Annotated in this window: 19 protein-coding genes; 8 read left to right on the top strand and 11 right to left on the bottom strand. The window is 68.9% G+C overall.

The genetic code is table 11. The features are described 5' to 3' along the window. Positions 1–284 precede the first annotated feature (284 nt). Positions 285–701, top strand: a complete 417-nt coding sequence (locus tag BOX37_RS02345; protein ID WP_019044759.1) for a helix-turn-helix domain-containing protein — start codon at positions 285–287, stop codon at positions 699–701. Positions 702–830: 129 nt separating this feature from the next. Here the strand turns inward: BOX37_RS02345 and BOX37_RS02340 are convergent, their stop codons facing one another. The 5 genes from BOX37_RS02340 to BOX37_RS02320 all read right to left on the bottom strand — a co-directional run bounded on the left by BOX37_RS02340 (position 831) and on the right by BOX37_RS02320 (position 5,726). Further along, positions 831–1,865: a hypothetical protein gene (locus BOX37_RS02340; protein WP_071926054.1), complete on the bottom strand. Its 1,035-nt coding sequence runs from the start codon at positions 1,863–1,865 to the stop codon at positions 831–833. Continuing rightward, positions 1,862–2,377 carry a M78 family metallopeptidase domain-containing protein gene (locus BOX37_RS02335; RefSeq protein WP_071926052.1) on the bottom strand — a complete coding sequence of 172 codons (516 nt, stop codon included), beginning with the start codon at positions 2,375–2,377 and terminating at the stop codon, positions 1,862–1,864. Before BOX37_RS02335 ends, BOX37_RS02340 begins: the two co-directional genes overlap by 4 nt. Before the next feature lie 11 nt (positions 2,378–2,388). Next, complete coding sequence (locus tag BOX37_RS02330) at positions 2,389–3,600, bottom strand: hypothetical protein (protein WP_156910239.1); 1,212 nt, start codon at positions 3,598–3,600, stop codon at positions 2,389–2,391. 203 nt (positions 3,601–3,803) lie between these two features. After that, positions 3,804–4,718: an SDR family oxidoreductase gene (locus BOX37_RS02325; protein ID WP_071926047.1), complete on the bottom strand. Its 915-nt coding sequence runs from the start codon at positions 4,716–4,718 to the stop codon at positions 3,804–3,806. 228 nt (positions 4,719–4,946) lie between these two features. Beyond that, the gene (locus BOX37_RS02320) at positions 4,947–5,726 is read right to left on the bottom strand and encodes an SDR family oxidoreductase (RefSeq protein WP_071926045.1); all 780 of its coding nucleotides are present in this window, start codon (positions 5,724–5,726) and stop codon (positions 4,947–4,949) included. 67 nt (positions 5,727–5,793) lie between these two features. Between BOX37_RS02320 and BOX37_RS02315 the strand changes: the two genes are divergently transcribed. The 4 genes from BOX37_RS02315 to BOX37_RS02300 are packed head-to-tail and all read left to right on the top strand — an operon-like array spanning position 5,794 to position 9,270. Beyond that, positions 5,794–6,558, top strand: coding sequence for an enoyl-CoA hydratase family protein (locus BOX37_RS02315; RefSeq protein ID WP_071926043.1), 765 nt, complete (start codon positions 5,794–5,796; stop codon positions 6,556–6,558). Positions 6,559–6,563: 5 nt separating this feature from the next. Next, the gene (locus BOX37_RS02310; protein ID WP_071926042.1) at positions 6,564–7,445 is read left to right on the top strand and encodes a CoA transferase subunit A; all 882 of its coding nucleotides are present in this window, start codon (positions 6,564–6,566) and stop codon (positions 7,443–7,445) included. Further along, positions 7,442–8,188, top strand: a complete 747-nt coding sequence (locus tag BOX37_RS02305) for a CoA-transferase subunit beta (protein WP_071926040.1) — start codon at positions 7,442–7,444, stop codon at positions 8,186–8,188. Before BOX37_RS02310 ends, BOX37_RS02305 begins: the two co-directional genes overlap by 4 nt. After that, entirely contained in the window at positions 8,185–9,270 is a 1,086-nt protein-coding gene (locus tag BOX37_RS02300) for an NAD(P)H-dependent flavin oxidoreductase (protein ID WP_071926036.1), read from the top strand. Before BOX37_RS02305 ends, BOX37_RS02300 begins: the two co-directional genes overlap by 4 nt. 167 nt (positions 9,271–9,437) lie before the next feature. On the opposite strand, the gene BOX37_RS02295 is transcribed toward BOX37_RS02300, so the two are convergent. From BOX37_RS02295 to BOX37_RS02270, 6 genes are all read right to left on the bottom strand, one after another. Beyond that, entirely contained in the window at positions 9,438–11,399 is a 1,962-nt protein-coding gene (locus tag BOX37_RS02295) for a molybdopterin-containing oxidoreductase family protein (RefSeq protein WP_071926034.1), read from the bottom strand. 169 nt (positions 11,400–11,568) lie between these two features. Then, on the bottom strand, positions 11,569–12,228 hold the full coding sequence (locus tag BOX37_RS02290) for an Rv0361 family membrane protein (protein WP_156910238.1): 660 nt from the start codon (positions 12,226–12,228) through the stop codon (positions 11,569–11,571). 160 nt (positions 12,229–12,388) lie between these two features. Beyond that, positions 12,389–13,579 carry an acetyl-CoA C-acetyltransferase gene (locus BOX37_RS02285; RefSeq protein WP_420811572.1) on the bottom strand — a complete coding sequence of 397 codons (1,191 nt, stop codon included), beginning with the start codon at positions 13,577–13,579 and terminating at the stop codon, positions 12,389–12,391. A gap of 9 nt (positions 13,580–13,588) precedes the next feature. Then, complete coding sequence (locus BOX37_RS02280; protein ID WP_156910237.1) at positions 13,589–14,209, bottom strand: TetR/AcrR family transcriptional regulator; 621 nt, start codon at positions 14,207–14,209, stop codon at positions 13,589–13,591. Between the two features lie 52 nt (positions 14,210–14,261). Beyond that, positions 14,262–15,059 carry an SDR family oxidoreductase gene (locus tag BOX37_RS02275; RefSeq protein ID WP_071926030.1) on the bottom strand — a complete coding sequence of 266 codons (798 nt, stop codon included), beginning with the start codon at positions 15,057–15,059 and terminating at the stop codon, positions 14,262–14,264. Then, entirely contained in the window at positions 15,056–16,243 is a 1,188-nt protein-coding gene (locus BOX37_RS02270) for an acyl-CoA dehydrogenase family protein (protein ID WP_071926025.1), read from the bottom strand. The genes BOX37_RS02275 and BOX37_RS02270 overlap by 4 nt, the downstream gene beginning before the upstream one ends. Before the next feature lie 79 nt (positions 16,244–16,322). On the opposite strand from BOX37_RS02270, the gene BOX37_RS02265 reads away from it, so the two are divergent. The 3 genes from BOX37_RS02265 to BOX37_RS02255 are packed head-to-tail and all read left to right on the top strand — an operon-like array spanning position 16,323 to position 19,960. Further along, positions 16,323–17,951, top strand: a complete 1,629-nt coding sequence (locus BOX37_RS02265; protein ID WP_071926023.1) for a FadD3 family acyl-CoA ligase — start codon at positions 16,323–16,325, stop codon at positions 17,949–17,951. Next, positions 17,948–18,817: an enoyl-CoA hydratase gene (locus BOX37_RS02260; protein ID WP_071926021.1), complete on the top strand. Its 870-nt coding sequence runs from the start codon at positions 17,948–17,950 to the stop codon at positions 18,815–18,817. The genes BOX37_RS02265 and BOX37_RS02260 overlap by 4 nt, the downstream gene beginning before the upstream one ends. Then, positions 18,818–19,960, top strand: coding sequence for an acyl-CoA dehydrogenase family protein (locus BOX37_RS02255; RefSeq protein WP_071926020.1), 1,143 nt, complete (start codon positions 18,818–18,820; stop codon positions 19,958–19,960). It begins immediately after the preceding gene. The last annotated feature ends 21 nt before the right edge of the window (positions 19,961–19,981 follow it).

The raw sequence follows: 19,981 nt of genomic DNA, 5'->3' as shown, positions 1-19,981 counted from the left end.
GGGGGCGAGGGGGAAGATGAGACATCAGCTATCTTTGAGCTACTACAACGTTGTGGTAGAAGAGCCCCGCGACGGGCACGAACCCGGGCACCCTCCGGCTCCACAAGAGTCGTTGGCGTGACCCGCAAACGCGGCCACCACCGCCCCTGCACGCAGGTGAGCGAGGGAATCCGCAGAGAAATCCCGAATCAGGCGTAGGTTTTCAGTTACTGAGCCGCTAATATCAATGATACGTATCCGAGATAACGACTGTTAGTACAGTGAAGGGAATTGGGCGGCTCACAATGGCTGATTTCGCGGCGCGGCTGAACAAGCTGTTCGAAACCGTGCATCCCCCGGGGCGCAAGCCGCACACCAACGCAGAGGTTGCGGCTGCGCTGACTGCCTCCGGGCATCCGATCTCGAAGCCGTATCTCTCGCAGTTGCGGTCGGGACAACGTACGAACCCGTCTGACGAGACGGTGGCCGCCCTGGCGAAGTTCTTCAAGGTCAAGCCTGACTACTTCTTCAACGACATCTACGCGGCCAAGATCGATCACGACCTGGAGCTGCTCGCGCAGCTGCAGGGCTACGGGTTGCGTCGACTGTCGAGCAGGGCATTCGACCTCTCCGAAGAATCACAGAATCTGCTCACCTCGATGGCGGAGAAGTTGCGGGCCAGCGAAGGCTTGCCCGAAATTCCTCCGGACGGAACAGAATAGGATCCACACACCGGCCGACCTGACGCACCTGATGGTGTCCTGGGTGCGGCCGTGACATATCGGATACGCAGACAACGGGCCTGAGACGGTGAGAAATCACCAGCTCAGGCCCGTTTTCTTGGTTTCTCCTCAGTTGGTGGCGGCCGCACCGCGCGGCGCCGTGCCCGCGGCGGCCACCGCCGCGTCGTACTCGCTCGCCAGCGCCAACACCCAGCCACGAGGACTCACGCCGGGCGGCGGGGCGATCCAGCGCGCGTCGACGAACAACTCCCCCAACGGATTTCGTGCCCACTCCGCGACCACCGCGGCGCGCTCGGGCACCGAGGCCGGGGGCTCACCGGCCGCAGGGATCAGGATGCCGCTGCCGGAGAGCAGATACAACGCGTCCATCACCTGGGCAACGTGATCGGAGGCCTTCAGCTGCGTCGAAGTGGCGTTCTGCTCGGGGGCGACCACATCGGGGAACCGCGCGACCATCAGCCGGTGCAGCGGCCGGATCCGGCGCAGCAGGATCCGCGCCCGCCACCACAGCTCGACCACGATCGACACCGCGCCGAAGGCGATCAGCAGGCTCGCGATCTCCCACGCCTGCCAGCCCCAGGTCGGTTCACCGGGCGGGGTGGGCGCGGCGTCGGAGAAACCGCGGCCCGCGTTGGCGACGGCGAGGACGGCGACCAGCGCCGTGCCCGCGGTGTAGATCGCGATGCCACGACCGAGCGTGGTCCAGTCCAGGTTGCGCAGACCGGTGGTCACGATGAACACCGCGGCGAGGGCGACCACGATCCAGCCGAAGGTGAACGACCAGCCGAGCGTGATGGCGATCGCGAGCGCGCCGATGCTGTAGACGACCAGGGCGACCTGGCGCAGATTGCGCCGCGACACCACCGGCCAGGCCGCCGAGGCGACCACCGAGGTCGCGGTGGTGAACAGAATCCAGGCCGAGGTGACGATGCCGGTGGACAACCACCCGCTACGCACCCCGCCGGGCAGCAGATTGTCGATGGCGACCGCGATGTCGGGGATGGCGACGGTCGCGGCGAGCGCGACGGCCGCGACCGCGACGACGATGGCGACGCGAGCGGTTGTCGCGGGCTTGACCAGCACACGACCCACTCGCGCACCCGCGGCAACCCAGACCAGCAGGGCTGTCAACCAGAGTGTCATCCGAGTGCCTCATCGAATCGAAGGACCGAGACGCCTGCGCCCCGGTTGTTGAACACGCGCAGCCGGGTCATCAGCATGGCCGCGAAGGTCTCGGCCTCCCACTCGGCGAGATCGTCGAGACCGTCGTCGACGATCTGGGCGTGCGCGCGCTGGCTGAGCATGTAGGCGATCAGGTCGTCGCTGACCTCGAGCGTGGTCTCCACCGCGGGGGCGCCTTCGTGGTCGAAGACGATGTGGCCCAGTTCGTGGGCGAGAGTGTGGTCGCGGCTGGGCAGGGCGTCGGCGAGGACGATGATGTCGCGTTCCGGATAGAACCGGCGCTGCCCACACACACCGGGGCCCAATTGCGCACTGGTGATCTCGATTTCGCGGTCGCGTTCGAGTGAGACCGCCGCGACCACCTCATCGAGGGTGGTCGCGTCGAAATCGGCGGCGACCGCGCACACCGCGTCCACCGCGGCGGCGACGCGTCGGTAGGACCGCGAGGTGGACTGGGTCTTGCTCCTGCTCATCGAAGATCCCCTCACGACCTGGGTCCGAAGAATTCGGCACGCGCCGCGTTCACCCGCGCTTGGGCGGCCGCGGCACCTTGGAAACTCACCGCGCCCGAACCGGTTCCGGCCAGCGTCAGCGCGATCAGGCCGCCGATCACCGACAGCAGCTTCGGCTCGGGGAGCCCGCTGTTGTCACTGGTCGGCATGACCTCGTGGCTGGGCGCGGCCTGCGGCGCCGCGGCGGTGGCCGCGGGCGGCGCCTCGGGGGCGGGTGCCTCGGCAGCGGGAACCGGCGCCGCCACAGCGACATTCGGCACGGCGGGCACCGAGGGCGCGGCAGGGGAAGGCGGTATGGCGAGGGGCGGTAAGGCCGGAGCCGCGGGAACCGACGGGATAGGGATCAGCAGCAACAGCAGCGGCGTGGCCGAACCCACCGCCGCGGAGCCGACAGCGGCCGAACCGACAGCGGCCGATCCCACCCCGGCGGAACCGACGCCCGCCGAGCCGACACCGGCGGAACCGACTGCGGCAGAACCTGTTCCGAGGACAGCGGAGCCGGTACCGAGGGCGGCCGAACCGGTACCCGCCGCGGCCGAACCGACTGCGGCGGAGCCGGTGCCGAGCACGGCGGCGCCGGCGGCGGAACCCGTACCGAGGACCGCGGCAGCGCCTGCCGAACCCGTACCGAGCAGGATGGCGGCGCCGGCCGAGCCGGTACCCAGCAGAGCGCCGACACCCGCGGAACCGGTACCGAGCAGCACGCCGAGACCAGCCGAACCGGTGCCGAGGACCGCGGCGGCGCCTGCCGAACCCGCGCCCGCGGCCGAACCGACAGCGGCCGACCCCGACGCGGAACCGGTGCCCGCGACCTCTTTCTTCGGGATGTCGGCGGGTGATTGCCCTGGAATCGTGAGCGGTGCCCACTCGTCGTCTGCAACCGGCGCACCCGATGGCGGCTCAACGGGGGCCGCGCCCTGGCCGTCAGCGGGTGTGCCCTGCGCCGGGCCGTCACTGCTGCCGTTTCCCGGCAGTCTCAGCTCACGAGGAAGACCGTTCCCCGGGGTCTGGCCACCAGGGTTCTGGCCGCTGTCGCCCTGACCACTGCTTCCATTCCCCGGCACCTGCTCGGCAGGAGCCGATGGGTTACCCGGGGCTGCGACGGCGGCCGCAGGCCCGAGTAGAGCACAGCCGGCCAGCACACTCGAAGCGGCAAAAACGCGCAACATGCGACCAATGGCCATGCGCTAGATCATCCCCTTATGTTTTCAGCGCAGAATTACCCCCGGTCGCGACACATTCCGGGATCGACGAACAGTAGCCCATAGTAAACCCACTGCCGGATGCCCGCAGGAGGGGGCAAGAGTCGTCCAGCCCCCTGAACTTGCGTTACTCCCCATAAGCGCAGGCCGGGGATCTTTCCCACAGCCCACACCCGGAGAGTTTGCTATGCGCCGTACACCGGCTCCGGCGGCACGCTCTTCTCGATCAGTTCGGCGACCACCGGACCCAGCTCGGCTGGGTTCCAGCGGGCGCCACGATCGACCGGAGCGCCGTGCCGCCAGCCCTGGGCCAACGCCACTTTCCCCCCCTCGACCTCGAACATCCGACCGGTCACGCCCGCCGACTCGGTGCTGCCGAGCCACACGACCAGCGGCGAGATGTTCTCCGGAGCCATCGCGTCGAAGCCGGAATCCGGGGCGGCCATGGTGTCGGCGAACACGGTCTCGGTCATCCGGGTGCGGGCGGCGGGGGCAATGGCGTTCACCGTCACGCCGTAGCGGCCGAACTCGGCCGACGCCGTGAGCGTGAGTCCCGCGATACCCGCCTTCGCGGCGCCGTAGTTGCCCTGCCCGACGCTGCCCTGCAGGCCGGCGCCGGAGCTGGTGTTGATCACCCTGGCATCGACCGGGCGACCCGCTTTCGACTCTCCGCGCCAGTACTCGGCGGCGTGACGCATGGTGGCGAAGTGGCCCTTGAGGTGCACGCGGACCACCGCGTCCCATTCGTCCTCGCCGAGGTTGACCAGCATGCGGTCGCGCACGAAGCCCGCATTGTTCACCAGCACGTCGAGCCCGCCGAAGGTGTCGACGGCCTGCCGGATCAGCCTGCGCGCACCCTCCCAATCGGCGACATCGTCATAGTTGGCCACCGCCTCACCCCCGGCCGCGACGATCTCGTCGACGACCAGCTGCGCGGGCGTCTCGGTGGTCGCGGCACCGTCGAGCGCCGTGCCCACATCGTTGACCACCACGCGCGCACCGGCCGCGGCGAAGGCGAGCGCGTGCGCGCGACCGATCCCCCGCCCCGCGCCGGTGACGATCACCGTGCGTCCCGCGCAGATCTGCTGCTGATCATCCATTGTGAAGCTCCTGTGTTTGTTGGCGGCTGGCGCCGCGGGGTTTTCGGCCCGGGGGGCCTCGCACCCGAAGGGCGATACTGCGCCTTCGGCGGTACGTCTCGCCCTTCGGATGCGAGGCGGCCGAAAACCCGTGGTGAGTGGGTTGGGTGGGTGGCGTTGTTGTGTGAGGTGGGGGTGTTCAGTCGCGGGAGTGGGTGGCTCTTGGTGTTCAGTGTGGGGTGGTGGCGGTCAGTGGTTCGCGTTGGCGGCGTCCAGGAAGGCGGGGCGTTCGCCGCCGCCGTGGACCAGCAGGGCGGCGCCGCTGATGTAGGCGGCCAGCGGTGAGGCAAGGAAGACAGCGGCCGAGCCGACGTCGGCGGGGCTGGCGAGACGGCCGAGGGGGACGGTGCTCGCCACCGCGGCCAGGCCGTCGGCATCGCCGTAGTGCAGGTGGCTCAGTTCCGTTTCCACCGGGCCGACCACGATCGAGTTCAGGCGCACCTTGGGCGCCCATTCGACGGCCAGCGAGGTGGCCAAGTTGTCCAGGCCGGCCTTGGCCGCGCCGTAGGCGGCGGTGCCCGGCGAGGGCCGGTGCCCGCTGACGCTGGTGACCATCACGATCGACCCGCCCGCGTCCTGCTTCTGCATCACCGCGTTGGCCTGCTGCGAGATGAGTAGGGGGGCGAGCAGATTCAGCTCGACGATCTTCGAGTGATACCGGGGGCTCGCGGCGTCGGCCAACGCGAAGGGCGCGCCACCGGCGTTGTTCACCACGTGGTCGATCCGGCCGTGCCGGTCGAGGATCTGCTCGAACAGCGCGGCGACCGCGTCGGCGTCGCGCACATCGCAGGTGAAGTGTTCGGTGCCGCGATCGCCGAGGGTGATCGGTTCGTCGGCGGGCCTGCGGGCGCAGGTCAGCACCGTCGCGCCCGCGGCGAGGAAGGCCCGGCTGATTCCGGCGCCGACGCCGCGCACACCGCCGGTCACCAGAACGATCTGCTCGGAAAGGTCGATTTCTACAGCCACCATGCTAACCTACCAAGCAATTGCTTGCTTTGTCTCGGGTTCGCCGAGGCGTGCACGATGGGACACCGCGATGGGGATACACCGTCACACCGAAACCGAGGGCGTCGACGTCGTGACCGTCGACTATCCGCCGGTCAACGCACTACCGTCCGATGGCTGGTTCGCCCTGGCCGATGCGGTCAGAGAGGCCGGGCGCGATCAACGGACCCGCGTGGTCGTGCTGCGCGCCGAGGGGCGCGGCTTCAACGCCGGCGTGGATATCAAGGAGATGAACGCCGATGTCGGCCACACGGCGCTGATCCGCGCCAACCACGGCTGTTTCGACGCCTTCGCCGCCGTCTACGACTGCGAGGTGCCGGTGATCGCCGCGGTCAACGGCTTCTGCCTCGGCGGCGGCATCGGCCTGGTCGGCAACTCCGATGTCATCGTGGCCTCCGACGACGCCACCTTCGGCCTGCCCGAGGTGGACCGTGGCGCGCTCGGCGCGGCCACCCACCTGGCGCGACTGGTCCCCCAGCATCTGATGCGGACCATGTTCTACACCGCGGGCAAGCTCACCGCCCAGCAGCTGCACCACTTCGGTTCGGTCTACAAGGTGGTGCCGCGCGACGAACTCGATGCCGCCGCCATGGAGGTCGCCAAGAACATCGCGGACAAGGACGGCCGGGTGATCCGGGCGGCCAAGCGCGCGCTCAACGGCATCGATGTGCAGGACGTGCACCGGTCCTACCGCTACGAACAGGGCTTCACGATGGAACTCAACCTCGCCGGTGTGGCCGACGAGATCAGGGCGCGCTTCGACGACGATCTCGCCGCGCAGAAGAAGGAGAAGTAGACACCATGCGCGACAAGAGGATGACGCTCGACGAGGTCGTCGGCGAACTGCGCAGCGGAATGACGATCGGCATCGGCGGCTGGGGTTCGCGGCGCAAGCCGATGGCGCTGGTACGCGCGTTGCTGCGCTCCGATGTCACCGACCTGACCGTGGTGACCTACGGTGGGCCCGATCTGGGGCTGCTGTGCTCGGCGGGCAAGGTCCGCAAGGCGTACTACGGGTTCGTCTCGCTGGATTCGGCGCCCTTCTACGATCCGTGGTTCGCCAAAGCGCGCACCGAGGGCGCGATCACCGTGCGCGAGATGGACGAGGGCATGGTGAAGTGCGGGCTGCAGGCGGCCGCGGCCCGGCTGCCGTTCCTGCCGATCCGGGCCGGGCTCGGTTCGGCGGTGCTCGACTTCTGGGAGGGCGAGCTCGCGACCATCCCGTCGCCGTATCCCGCCGCCGACGGGCGCGTGGAGACCCTGGTGGCGATGCCCGCGCTGAATCTGGACGCGGCGTTCGTGCACCTGGATCTGGCCGACAAGCACGGCAATGCCGCCTACACCGGCGTCGATCCCTACTTCGACGACCTCTACTGTCTGGCCGCCGAGCGGCGCTATGTCTCGGCCGATCGTCTGGTCGAGACCGAGGAGCTGGTGAAAGCCGTTCCGCAGCAGGCGATCATCCTGAACCGGATGCTGGTCGACGGCGTGGTGGAGTCGCCCGGTGGCGCGCACTTCACCTTCTCCGGCAGCTACGGACGCGACGAGAAGTTCCAGAAGCACTATGTGGCCGCCGCGCAGACGCCGGAGTCCTGGGCCGAGTTCAAGGGCCGCTATCTCGATGTGCCCGAGACCGAATACCAGGCCGCTGTCCACGCTTTCGCCGAGGAGCAGAAACTATGAGTGTCACCCGTGCCGAAGTCTGCGTCGTCGCTGCCGCGGAGATCTTCCGTGGGGCGGGCGAGATCATGGCGAGCCCGATGTCGACGGTCACCACCATCGGGGCGCGGCTGGCCCGGCTCACCTTCGAACCCGACCTGCTGCTGTCCGACGGCGAGGCGCTGTTCTTCGCCGAAGTTCCCGCGATCGGGGCCAAAGCGCCGGTGGAGGGCTGGATTCCGTTCTCGAAGGTGTTCGACGTGGTCGCCTCGGGTCGTCGGCATGTGGTGATGGGCGCGAATCAGATCGACCGGTTCGGCAATCAGAACCTGTCGGCCTTCGGTCCGCTGCAGCAGCCGAAGCGGCAGATGTTCGGTGTGCGTGGCGCGCCGGGCAACACCATCAACCACGCCACCAGTTACTTCGTGCCGCGCCACACCAAGCGGGTGTTCGTCGACCAGGTCGACATCATCTCCGGAATCGGTTACGACCGCGTCGATCCCGACAATCCGGCATACCGATTCCATCACCTGCATCGCGTGGTGACGAATCTGGGCGTGTTCGACTTCAACGGTCCCGACCACACGCTGCGCGCGCTGTCGCTGCACCCGGGCGTCGGCGCCGACGAGGTCGCCGAGAACACCTCCTTCGAGATCGCCGGGCTCGCCGAGGCGGGCGAGACCCGGCTGCCGACCGAGGAGGAGTTGCGGATCATCCGAACCGTTCTCGACCCCAAGGGTTTCCGGGAGAAGGAAGTGGCGGCGTGAGCGCGCGACTGCGGACTCCGCTGACCGAGCTGGTCGGGATCGAACATCCGGTCGTGCAGACCGGGATGGGCTGGGTCGCCGGTCCTCGGCTGGTCGCGGCCACCGCGAACGCGGGCGGTCTCGGCATTCTCGCCTCGGCCACCATGACTTTCGAGGAGCTGGAAGCGGCGGTCGCCAAGACCAAGTCGCTCACCGACAAGCCGTTCGGCGTGAACATCCGCGCCGACGCGACCGATGCCACCGAGCGCATCGAGCTGCTCATCCGGGAGCAGGTGCGGGTCGCGTCCTTCGCGCTCGCGCCGAAGAAGGAGCTCATCGCCCGGCTCAAAGATGCCGGTGTGGTGGTGATTCCCTCGATCGGTGCGGCCAAGCACGCGGTGAAGGTGGCATCGTGGGGTGCCGACGCGGTGATCGTGCAGGGTGGCGAGGGCGGTGGGCACACCGGTCCGGTCGCCACCACGCTGCTGCTGCCGTCGGTACTCGACGCGGTCGACATTCCGGTGGTCGCGGCGGGCGGCTTCTTCGACGGGCGCGGTCTCGCCGCCGCGCTGTCCTATGGTGCCGCCGGGGTCGCGATGGGCACCCGCTTCCTGCTCACCCAGGAGAGCACGGTTCCCGAGGCCGTGAAGCAGGAGTACCTGGCGCGCGGACTGGGTGACACGGTGGTGTCGGTGAAGGTCGACGGCATGCCGCACCGGATGCTGAACACCGAATTGGTCGAGAAGCTGGAGCATTCCGGTGGTTGGCGCGGGTTGTCGGCGGCGGTGGGCAATGCGGCCAAGTTCAAGTCCATGACCGGGATGAAGTGGTCGACCCTGATGCGTGACGGCCTGGCCATGCGCAAGACCAAGGACCTCACCTGGTCGCAGGTCGTGATGGCGGCGAACTCGGCCATGCTCACCAAGGCCGGTCTGGTCGAGGGCCGCACCGACGCGGGCGTGCTGCCCGCGGGCCAGGTCACCGGCATCATCGACAGCTTGCCGACCGTGGCCGAGCTGATCGACCAGATCGTCACCGACGCCGTCGAGCGGATCACCGCCGTCGCGGCACTCACCACCGAACCGGTCGTCGACCCCCGCTGACGACAAGCCACTGTCAGCACACTGGGCGGCCGAGCGCCGGATCGGATGCAGCACCCACGAAGTGCGCATCCGGTCCGGCGCTTCTCTCGTTCAGACCGCTTCGGTTTCCTCCGCCGTGGAGCCAGACGGCACACGCTGAGCGTGAAGTGACCACCGCGCTCCGGGAATCACCGCGGATACACCTCGACGCGGTTGTCGTGGAAGACCGCACCGCCGCCGTAGTCGGCATCGCGTTCGGCGATGGTGGCGTTGACGGTGGCGCCGCCGGAGAATTTGGCCCAGCGGCCCTTGGGAGTGGCGGCGACGCCGGGGCGGACGCGATCGGAGATCTCGGCGATGGAGTCGAAGGAGCCTCGGGCGTTGGCGACGCGGACCGGGGCGCCGTCGGTGATGCCGCGGGCGGCCGCGTCGTCGGGGTGCAGGGTGATGCGGGACTCGCCTGCGCGGCGCCGCAATTCGGGATTGGAGCCGAAGATGGTGTTCAGGAAATACTGGGAGGCGGCGGAGATGAGTACGAGGCCGTCGCCCGGATCAGCGGGTGGGGTGTAGGCGGGCAGCGGGTCATGTCCGGCGAGTTCGGCACGCGCGGAGACGAATTGCAGTGTGCCCGCGGGGACGGGTCCGGGTTGGACCTTCAGGAAGCCGTCGGCCCGGAGCCGGTCGAGATCGTGGCCTGTGAGCAACTGCCGCATCAGTTCGTCGTCGGAGTCGTAGAGGGCCGGTTCGGTGAGACCGAGACGGCGCGCGAGGCGGCGGAAAGTCTCTGTGGTGGAAAGACATTCGCCCGGCGGCTCGATGGCCGGCTCGTTCCAGATCAGGTAGAGGTGGCCGTATCCGGCGAGTACGTCGAGGTGTTCGGGCTGCATGGTGGCGGGCAGGACGATGTCGGCGTAGTCGACGGTGTCGGTGCCGAAATGCTCGAGGACCACGGTGAACAGGTCTTCGCGGGAGAGCCCCTCGATCACCCTGCGCTGGTCCGGATTCGAGCCGACCGGATTGGCTCCGATCACGAACAGCGCTTTGACCGGCGGATTCTCGGTCTCGAGCAGGTTCTCGCCGAGCTTGGTCATCGACAGGGTGCGCACCGGATGCGGCAGGAGATCGTCGCGGACCAGGGCGGCGAGGTCGAGGCGGAAGTGCCCGCTCGTCGAATAGTGCAGGCCCCCACCAGGAATCGCCCAGTCGCCGGTGACGCCGGGCAGACAGGCGAGCACCCGCAGGGCCATGCCGCCGCCCGCGTGCCGCTGCATGCCCTGAGAGGCACGGATCGCGGTGGGCCTGGTGCGGGCGATGCGCTCACCGAGTCCGACGATCTGTTCGACCGCGAGTCCGGTGATCGCGGCGACCCGCTCCGGGGTGTATTCGGCGATGAGGTCGCGGAATTCGGGCCAGCCCTCGGTGTGCTCGGCGATGAAGGCGTCGTCCTGGGCGCCTCGCGCGACGATCACGTGCAGCAAGCCGAGAGCCAGCGCCGCATCGGTACCGGGCAGCGGCGCGAGGTGTTCGTCGCAGCGTTCGGAGGTCTTGGTGCGGACCGGGTCGATGGAGACCAGGTAGGCGCCGCTGTCCTGGATGAACTTCCACACATGGTGGCCAGAGCTGAGCGGATTGGTGCCCCACAGCAGGATCAGTCTCGATTGGGCGAGATCCTCGGGATCCATCCCACCGGAGGTGCCGAGGGTGTAGCGCACACCCGCGCTGCCCGCGACCGAGCAGATGGTCGGCCGATGGTGTGAGGCGCCGAGCAGGTTGAACAGCCGTCGGCCGGGATAGCCCTCCATGCCCTGGAGATAGCCGAGGCTGCCGGTGCCGTGGAACGGCCAGACCGCCTCGCCGCCGAACTCGTCGATGATGCCGGTGAGCCGGTTCGCGATCTCGTCGAGCGCGTCGTCCCAGCTGATCCGCTCGAATCGCCCCGATCCCTTCGGCCCGGTCCGTCGCATCGGATACCGCAACCGATCCGGCGCCCCCACCTGCTCGAGGTACCGATTCACCTTCACGCACAGCGCGCCGCGAGTGACCGGGTGTTCCTTGTTCCCCCGCAAGCCGGTCGCGACTCCGTCCTCGACGGTGACCACCCACGAGCACGCGTCGGGGCAGTCGAGCGGGCACGCACCGAGCACCTTCACCGCTTCATCGTAGGGAACAGGGGATATCCGCTCAGAGGCACGGGGACGGTCCGCAGTCCTTGGACGCCCTGCGATGTGCCCGGCATGCTCGAGCGATGGAAGGTCGTGACCCTCTGGTGGCGAACGAGCCGACGGCCCCCGGCGCCCCGCCGAGGGCCGTCTCGTCAGCTCACTCCGTCGTGATGTCCGGGTCGAGAATTCCGCACACCTTCCAGCTTCCGCCCTCCTCGACCAGGTCATAGGTCGCGGTCGAGGTGGTCTGCTGGCCGAGAATCGTCATGCTCATCGCCGTGGTGAAGGTTCCGGACTTGCTCCCGGAAGCGACATCCACGCTCCGCAAGGTCGTTGTCGTCTTCGGGAGGTCGCCGCCGGACGGAACCCCGGTCGGCGTGGGCTGGTTCTCGTACTTCGCGATCTCGTCGCGATCGGCGGCACACACCAGATTTTCGAGGTCGCCCTTCTGGTCGACCCATGCCTGAGCCGCCGCGCGCGGGGTGTCATAGCCGCCACCGCCGATCGAACCGCCGCCACCGAGCGCGAACAACGCGCCGACCGCGACGGCGATCAGGATGACCGCGCCACCGATGATGAGGGCGATCTTGCCGCCGTTGCCGCCGGACGGGCGAGGCGGCTGGCCGTAACCACCCGGCGCACCGTACTGCGGTCCACCCTGCTGGTACGGGTAGGACTGCCCCTGCTGCTGGTAGGGCTGGCCCTGCGGGTACGGCTGACCCGGCATCGGCTGCGCCTGCGGATAGGGCTGGCCGTGCATCGGCCGGCCCGGATACGGCTGACCTTGGTACGGGTTGGGCGGTGGCGGGTAACCCATTCGGAAATTCCTGTCCCTGTTTCACGAGTGGCACCATCCGGCACCACTTCAGCACATGGCTTACCCACTGCGGCAACGTGTTATCGCGAAACCGGGGGCGAGCAACCTTTCAGTCTGGACGACCGACCGATTGCTCGCAAGGTCAGGCAACCGCCGCCGGCTACTCCGCCGCGCCGAGCCGCTCGATGATGGTCACGTTCGCCGTGCCGCCACCCTCGCAGATGGTGAGCAGGCCGTAGCGTCCGTTGACGCGCTCGAGCTCGTGCACCAGGGTCGCGAACAGCTTCGCGCCGGTCGCGCCGAGCGGATGACCCAGCGCGATGGCGCCACCGTTGACGTTCACCTTCGCCGGATCGGCCCCGATCTCCTTGATCCAGGCCAGCACCACCGGCGCGAACGCCTCGTTGATCTCGATGACGTCGATGTCGTCGATGGTCAACCCGGTCTTCTCCAGCGCCCACTGGGTCGCCGGAATCGGGGCACTGAGCATGAAGATCGGATCGGCGCCGCGCGCGCTGACGTGGTGGATGCGGGCACGCGGGGTCAGTCCGTACTCCCGCACGGCCCACTCCGAAGCCAGCAGGGTCGCCGAAGCGCCGTCGGAGATCTGGCTGGCGACCGCCGCGGTGAGCGGGCTGCCCTCGCCCAGCGGCGGCAGGGTCGCCATCTTCTCCAGGCTGGTCTCGCGCGGACCCTGGTCCACGGTGAACTCGCCGACCGGCACGATCTCGGCCTCGAAACGGCCCCCGGCGATGGCGGCGCGGGCGCGTTCGTGGCTGCGCAGCGCCCAGCGCTCCATGTCCTCGCGGGTGATGCCCCACTTCTCGGCGATCAGCTCGGCGCCGCGGAACTGCGAGACCTCGCCGGTGCCGTAGCGGGAGTCCCAGCCGGTGGCGCCGACGAACGGGGAATCGAAGCCGTACTCCTTGCCCGCGAGCATGGCGGCCGAGATCGGGATGGCGCTCATGTTCTGCACGCCCGCCGCCACGATCACCTCGGCGGTGCCGCTCATGATGGCCTGCGCGCCGAAGTTGATGGCTTGCTGGCTGGAACCGCACTGCCGGTCGACGGTGACGCCGGGGACGTCCTCGGGGTAGCCGGCGGTCAGCCACATGGTGCGGCCGATATTGCCCGCCTGCGGGCCGATGTTGTCGACACAGCCGACGATCACGTCGTCGACGACAGCCGGGTCGATCCCGGTGCGCTCGACCAGCCCGCGCAGCGCGGCGGCGCCGAGGTCGGCCGGGTGTACCTCGGCGAGCGCGCCACCACGCTTGCCGACCGCGGTGCGCACCGCGTCGATCACATAGGCCTGTCGCAGCGGGGTGTACGGGCGACGCTCGTCGGTCATGGGGAACTCCTACTTCGGACCGCTCTCGGGCACGGTGAGCCCGTCGAGCACGATGGTGAGATATTGCTGGGCAAGGTTTTTCACGGTGATCGGACCACCGGGGGTGTACCAGCGCACTGCGACCCACACGGTGTCGCGCAGGAAGCGGAACGCCAGTTCCACGTCGAGTTCGGGACGGAAGCTGCCGTCGGCGACACCGGCGGTGAGCACCCGGTGCCACAGGTCGCGGAACTCGGTGTTGAAGTCGCGGATGTAGCCGAACCGGTCGACGTCGCGCAGGTTCTTGGCCTCGGCCTGGTAGATCGCTACGGCCGCGTGGTGGCGGTCGAAGGCCTCGTAGGAGGCGATCACCAAGGCTTCCAACGTCTCTCGCGAGCTCAGCCCGGCCGTGGCGATCTCGCGGTAGCGGCCGAACAGGTCGTCGAGGAAACCGCGCAGGATCTCGTCGACCATCGCCTCCTTGGAGTCGAAGTGGTGATAGAGACTGCCCGAGAGGATCCCGGCCGAGTCGGCGATATCGCGTACCGTGGTGGCCCGCAGGCCACGCTCGGCGAACAGGTCGGCGGCGAGGTCGAGGAGTTCGGCGCGGCGGGTGCGTTTCACGGTATCGGGTGCGGTCACACCCGACATCGTACAACCAAGCAACTGCTTGGTTCCCTGGTTCGGGAACCATCCGCCCTGATCATGCGCGCTGACTGCTCACCGAGACCACCTCACCGGTCAGGTATGAGGTGTAGTCACTGGCCAGCATGGCGATGGTCGCGGCGACTTCCCAAGGCTCGGCGGCGCGCCCGAACGCCTCGCGTTCACTGAGCGCGTCGAGCAGTTCGGACGAGCTGACCTTGTCGAGGAACGGATGCCGGGCGATGCTCGGCGCGACGGCGTTGATCCGCACGCCGAACTCGGCGGCCTCCACCGCGCTGCACCGGGTGAGCGCCATGACGCCCGCCTTGGCCGCGGCGTAGTGCGCCTGGCCGTGCTGGGCGCGCCAGCCGAGCACGCTGGCGTTGTTGACGAGCACGCCCCCGTGTCCGGCGCCGCGGAAGTAGCCCAGCGCGGCCCGGGTGCAGCGGAAGGTGCCGGTGAGGGTGATGTCGAGGACCTGGTCCCACTGCTCGTCGGTCATGTCGACGACCGGGGTCTCGCCGCCGAGCCCCGCGTTGTTGACCATGATGTCGATCCGGCCGAGCGCGGCGGCGGCCTCGGTGAGCAGCTGATTCACCTGGGCGGTGTCGCGGACATCGCAGACCACCGCGGCGACCGTGCGCTCCGGGAACTCCTTGGCCAGCAGTTCAGCGGTCTCGGTGAGCCTGCGCTCGTGCCAGTCGGAGACGACGACATCGGCGCCTTCCTCGAGCAGCCGGCGGGCGGTGGCCGAGCCGATGCCGGTGCCCGCGGCGGCGGTGATCACGGCCTTACGGCCGGCCAGCAGGCCGTGGCCGGGGATCGACGCCGGGGGAACGGACAGTGGGCCGGTCACGGGCGCGCCTCCCGCGGCAGGCCGAGCACACGCTCGGCGATGATGTTGCGCTGCACTTCGTTCGAACCTCCGTAGATCGTGTCGGCGCGGCTGAACAGATACAGCCGCTGCCATGCGGTCATGTCGTCGTCTCCGGTGACCAGCCCGGCGGCGCCCTGCACCGCCATGGCCAGTTCGCCGAGTCCGCGATGCCAGTTGGCCCACAACAACTTCGACACCGAAGCGCCGCCCGCGTCGTCGGCGTCTTCGCTCATGGTGCGCAGCGCGTGGGCGCGCAGGACGCGCAAGCCCACCCAGGCGCGGTCGAGCCGGTCGGCGATCAGCGGGTCCTCGGCCGCGCCGGTGCGGCGGGCCAGCGCCTCGATGTCGGCGAGTTCGCGGGCGAAGCGGATCTGCTGGCCGAGCGTGGAGATGCCGCGCTCGAAGGTCAAGGTGCCCATGGCGATTCGCCAGCCCTCGCCCGGTGCGCCGACAACCAGGTCGGCGTCGGTGACGGCGTCGTCGAAGAACACCTCGTTGAACTCGGACGTGCCGGTGAGCTGTTCGATCGGACGGACTTCGATGCCCGGCTGGTTCATCGGGACCAGCAGGTAGGACAGGCCGTGGTGCCGGGTCGAGCCGCGCTCGGTCCGCGCGATGACGAAACACCAGTCGGCGACGTGGGCGAGCGAGGTCCAGATCTTCTGCCCGTTGATCACCCACTTGTCGCCGTCGAGGCGGGCCGTCGTCGCGACCGCGGCCAGGTCCGAGCCCGCGCCGGGCTCGGAGTAACCCTGGCACCACAGTTCGCCGACCGAGCGCACGCCCGGCAGGAAGCGCCGCTTCTGCTCCTCGGTACCGAAGGCCAGCAGCGTCGGGCCGAGCAGCTCTTCACCCACGTGCGAGACCCGCGCGGGCGCGTCGGCCTTCGCGTACTCCTCGTGGAAGATCACCTGCTGGCGCACGCTGGCCCCGCGGCCGCCGCATTCGGCGGGCCAGCCAAGGCACGTCCAGCCCGCGGCGGCGAGATGCCGGTCCCAGGCCAGACGTTGTTCGAAGAACTCGTGCTCGCGGCCGGGTCCGCCGGTGCCGCGCAGGTCAGCGAACTCGCCGGCGAGATTCTCGGCGAGCCAATCGCGTATTTCCGCGCAAAACTCCGCGTCGGAGGTCACGGTATCGGAATCTGAGCTCTGGATCACACCCACAACGATAGGATAACCTACCAAGCACTTGCTTTGTTAGCTGCTTCGTCAAGAACAGCGACCGCACAACGGTGAGGACCCCGTGACAACCCCTGCACAGACCACCCCGCAGGCGCTGCGAGACATCGCCGCGGCGCACCCGGACGAGCCCGCCCTGATCGACGGCGCGACCCGCCTGACCTGGAACGAGCTGCTCGACCGGGTGCGCGTCCTCGCGCGCGCGCTGATCGCCCGCGACATCGCCCCCGGCGACCGGGTCGCGATGTGGGCGCCCAACACCCACCACTGGGTCGTCGCCGCGCTCGCCGCGCATTCCGTCGGCGCCGCGCTGGTTCCGCTCAACACCCGGTACGTGGCGGCCGAGGCCGCGGACGTGCTCGGCCGGGTCGACGCGAAGGCGATCTTCGTCGCCGGGCCGTTCCTCGGGCGCGATCGGGCGGCGGAACTGCTGGCCGAGGCGCCAAAACTGGGCATCGGGACGGTCGTTGTCATCCCGGTCGAGGGCGAGCCGACCAATGCCTCGGCGGCCGCGGCCGCATCGCGAGGGGACGCGTCCAGCCCGAGCGATGCGAACCCCGCCACCGAGACGGAATCGGCGCGCATCACTCTCCCGTGGGCCGAGCTGATCGAACAGGCCGCGACGGTCACCGAGGCAGTCGGTGAGGAGCGGGCCGCGCAGGTCGGTCCCGACGACATCGCCGACATCCTGTTCACCTCGGGCACCACCGGACGCAGCAAGGGCACGCTGGTCGCGCACCGGCAGGCGCTCGACGTGGTGCGGGGCTGGGTCGAATGCTCCACCGTGCGCGCGGGCGACCGCTACCTGATGATCCCGCCGTTCTTCCACAACTTCGGCTACAAGGCGGGCATCCTCGCCTGCCTGGTCACCGGGGCGACGATCGTCCCGCAGGCCACCTTCGACGTGCCCGCCGCGCTGGCGCTGATCGAATCCGCGAAGATCACCGTGCTGACCGGACCGCCGACGATCTACCAGACCATCCTCGAGCATCCCCGGCGCGCCGAACACGACCTGTCCTCGCTGCGGGTCGCGGTGACCGGTGCGGCGACGGTGCCGGTGGTGCTGATCGAGCGGATGCGCGACGAACTCGACTTCGATGTCGTCGTCACCGCGTACGGGCTGTCCGAATCCGCCGGTTTCGGCACGATGTGCCGCCCCGACGACGACGCCGAGACCATCGCGAACACCTGCGGCCGCCCGATGGCCGGATTCGAACTCCGCCTCGACGACACCGGCGAAGTCCTGTTGCGCGGCCCCAATGTGATGCTCGGCTACCTCGACGATCCCGAAGCCACCGCCGAGGCGATCGACGCCGAGGGCTGGCTGCACACCGGCGACATCGGCGTGGTGAACGAGCGCGGCTATCTGAAGATCACCGACCGGCTCAAGGACATGTACATCACCGGCGGATTCAACGTCTATCCCGCCGAGATCGAACAGACCCTCGCTCGGCTCGACGGGGTCGCCGAATCGGCGGTCGTCGGCGTGCCCGATACCCGGATGGGCGAGGTGGGCAAGGCTTTCGTCGTCCGCAAGCCCGGCTCGACGCTGACCGTCGACGAGGTGATCGCCTACGCCACGACCCAGTTGGCCAATTTCAAAGTCCCCCGGCTCGTGGAGTTCCGCGACCAGCTGCCCTACAGCGCGGCGGGCAAGGTGCTCAAACGTGAGCTACGTGAGGAGAAGTCGTGAGTCCCGAATCCGAGACCGAGGTCATCACCTACGAGGTGCGCGGGCCGGTCGCCGTGGTCACCATGAACCGGCCCGATTTCCGCAACGCGCAGAACTCGAAGATGACCTACGCCCTCGACGCCGCGTTCGTGCGGGCCGTCGAGGACCCGCAGGTCAAGGTGATCGTGTTGGCGGGCAACGGCAAACACTTCAGCGCCGGGCACGACATCGGCACGCCGGGGCGCGACCACGACGCGCACTACGAGAACAAGGCCGCGCTGTGGTGGGACCACGTCGACCGCGCCGGTGGCGATCAGCGCTTCGCCCGCGAGACCGAGGTGTACCTCGGCATGTGCAGGCGCTGGCGCGAAATCCCCAAGCCGACGGTGGCGATGGTGCAGGGCGCGTGTATCGCGGGCGGGCTCATGCTGGCCTGGGTGTGCGATCTGATCGTCTGCTCCGACGACGCGTTCTTCTCCGATCCCGTTGTCCGGATGGGAATTCCCGGGGTGGAGTACTTCGCGCATCCCTGGGTGATGGGCCCGCGCGCGGCCAAGGAGTTCCTGTTCACCGGTGATCGCTTCGATGCCGCGCAGGCCAAGGAGTGGGGCATGGTCAACCGGGTCGTGCCGCGCGCGGAACTCGCGACCGAGACCATGGCGCTGGCCGAGAAGATCGCCACCATGCCGCAATTCGGGCTCGCGCTCACCAAGAAGGCCGTCAACCAGGCCGAGGACCTGATGGGCATGCGCTCGGGCATGGACTCGGTCTTCGGACTGCATCATTTCGCGCACGCGCACAACGCCGAAGTGGGCGCCGATTCGCTCGGCGGGATGAACGCCCGCTCGATGAAGAACGCCGCGACCGAACAGAACGGAAGCAAGTAAGTGGATCTCGAGATCGACCCGGCCGTCCGGGAGTTCCAGCTGGAGGTGCGCGAGTTCCTCGCCACCCACGTCCCGCGCGCACCGCTGCCCTCCATGGACACGCAGGCGGGTTTCGAAGCGCACCGCCAGTGGGAGGCGACGCTGGCCGAGGCCCGGCTCTCGGCGGTGTCCTGGCCGCGCGAATACGGCGGGCGCGACGCCTCGATCCTGGAATGGGTGCTGTTCGAGCAGGAGTACTACGCCGCGGGCGCACCCGGCCGGGTGGCGCAGAACGGCATCTTCCTGCTGGCACCCACCCTGTTCGAGCACGGCACCCCCGAGCAGCTGGCGCGCATCCTGCCGCGGATGGCGCGCGGTGACGACATCTGGGCGCAGGCCTGGTCCGAGCCCGAGTCGGGCAGCGACCTGGCGAGCCTGCGGTCGACCGCGCGCCGGACCGAGGGCGGCTGGCTGCTCAACGGGCAGAAGACCTGGAGTTCGCGGGCGTCCTACGCGGACTGGTCGTTCGGCCTGTTCCGCAGCGATCCGGAGGCACAGCGTCATCACGGGCTGACCTATGTGATGTTCCCGCTCTCGGCCGACGGCGTGAGCGTGCGGCCGATCCCGCAGCTCGACGGCGAGCCCGGCTTCGCCGAGATCTTCCTCGACGATGTCTTCGTGCCCGATCGCGATGTGATCGGCGCGGTCGACGAGGGCTGGCGGGTGGCGATGGCCACCTCGAGCAACGAGCGTGGCCTGTCGCTGCGCAGCCCTGGCCGGTTCAGCGCCACCGCGCAGCGGATCATCGAGCTGTGGCGCGAGACCGCCGACCCGAGCGACACCGCCGCCCGCAACGCGGTGGTCGACGCCTGGCTCGGGGCAGAGGCCTATCGCCTGCACACCTTCGGCACGGTCACCCGGCTCACCGACGGCGGCCAGCTGGGCGCGGAATCCTCGATCACCAAGGTGTTCTGGTCCGATCTCGACATCGCCATGCACGAGACCGCGCTCGACCTGCTCGGCCCCGCCGCCGAACAGCAGAGCCGCTGGACCGACGGCTACCTGTTCTCCCTCTCCGGCCCGATCTACGCGGGCACCAACGAGATCCAGCGCAACATCATCGCCGAACGCATCCTCGGCCTGCCGAGAGAGAGCAGGCGATGACCCAGACGAGCGACCCAGCGC

The organism is Nocardia mangyaensis (assembly GCF_001886715.1).
GTDB lineage: Bacteria > Actinomycetota > Actinomycetes > Mycobacteriales > Mycobacteriaceae > Nocardia > Nocardia mangyaensis.
Note: the sequence above shows the minus strand (reverse complement) of the source record. Positions and strands in the feature narration are given on the sequence as shown.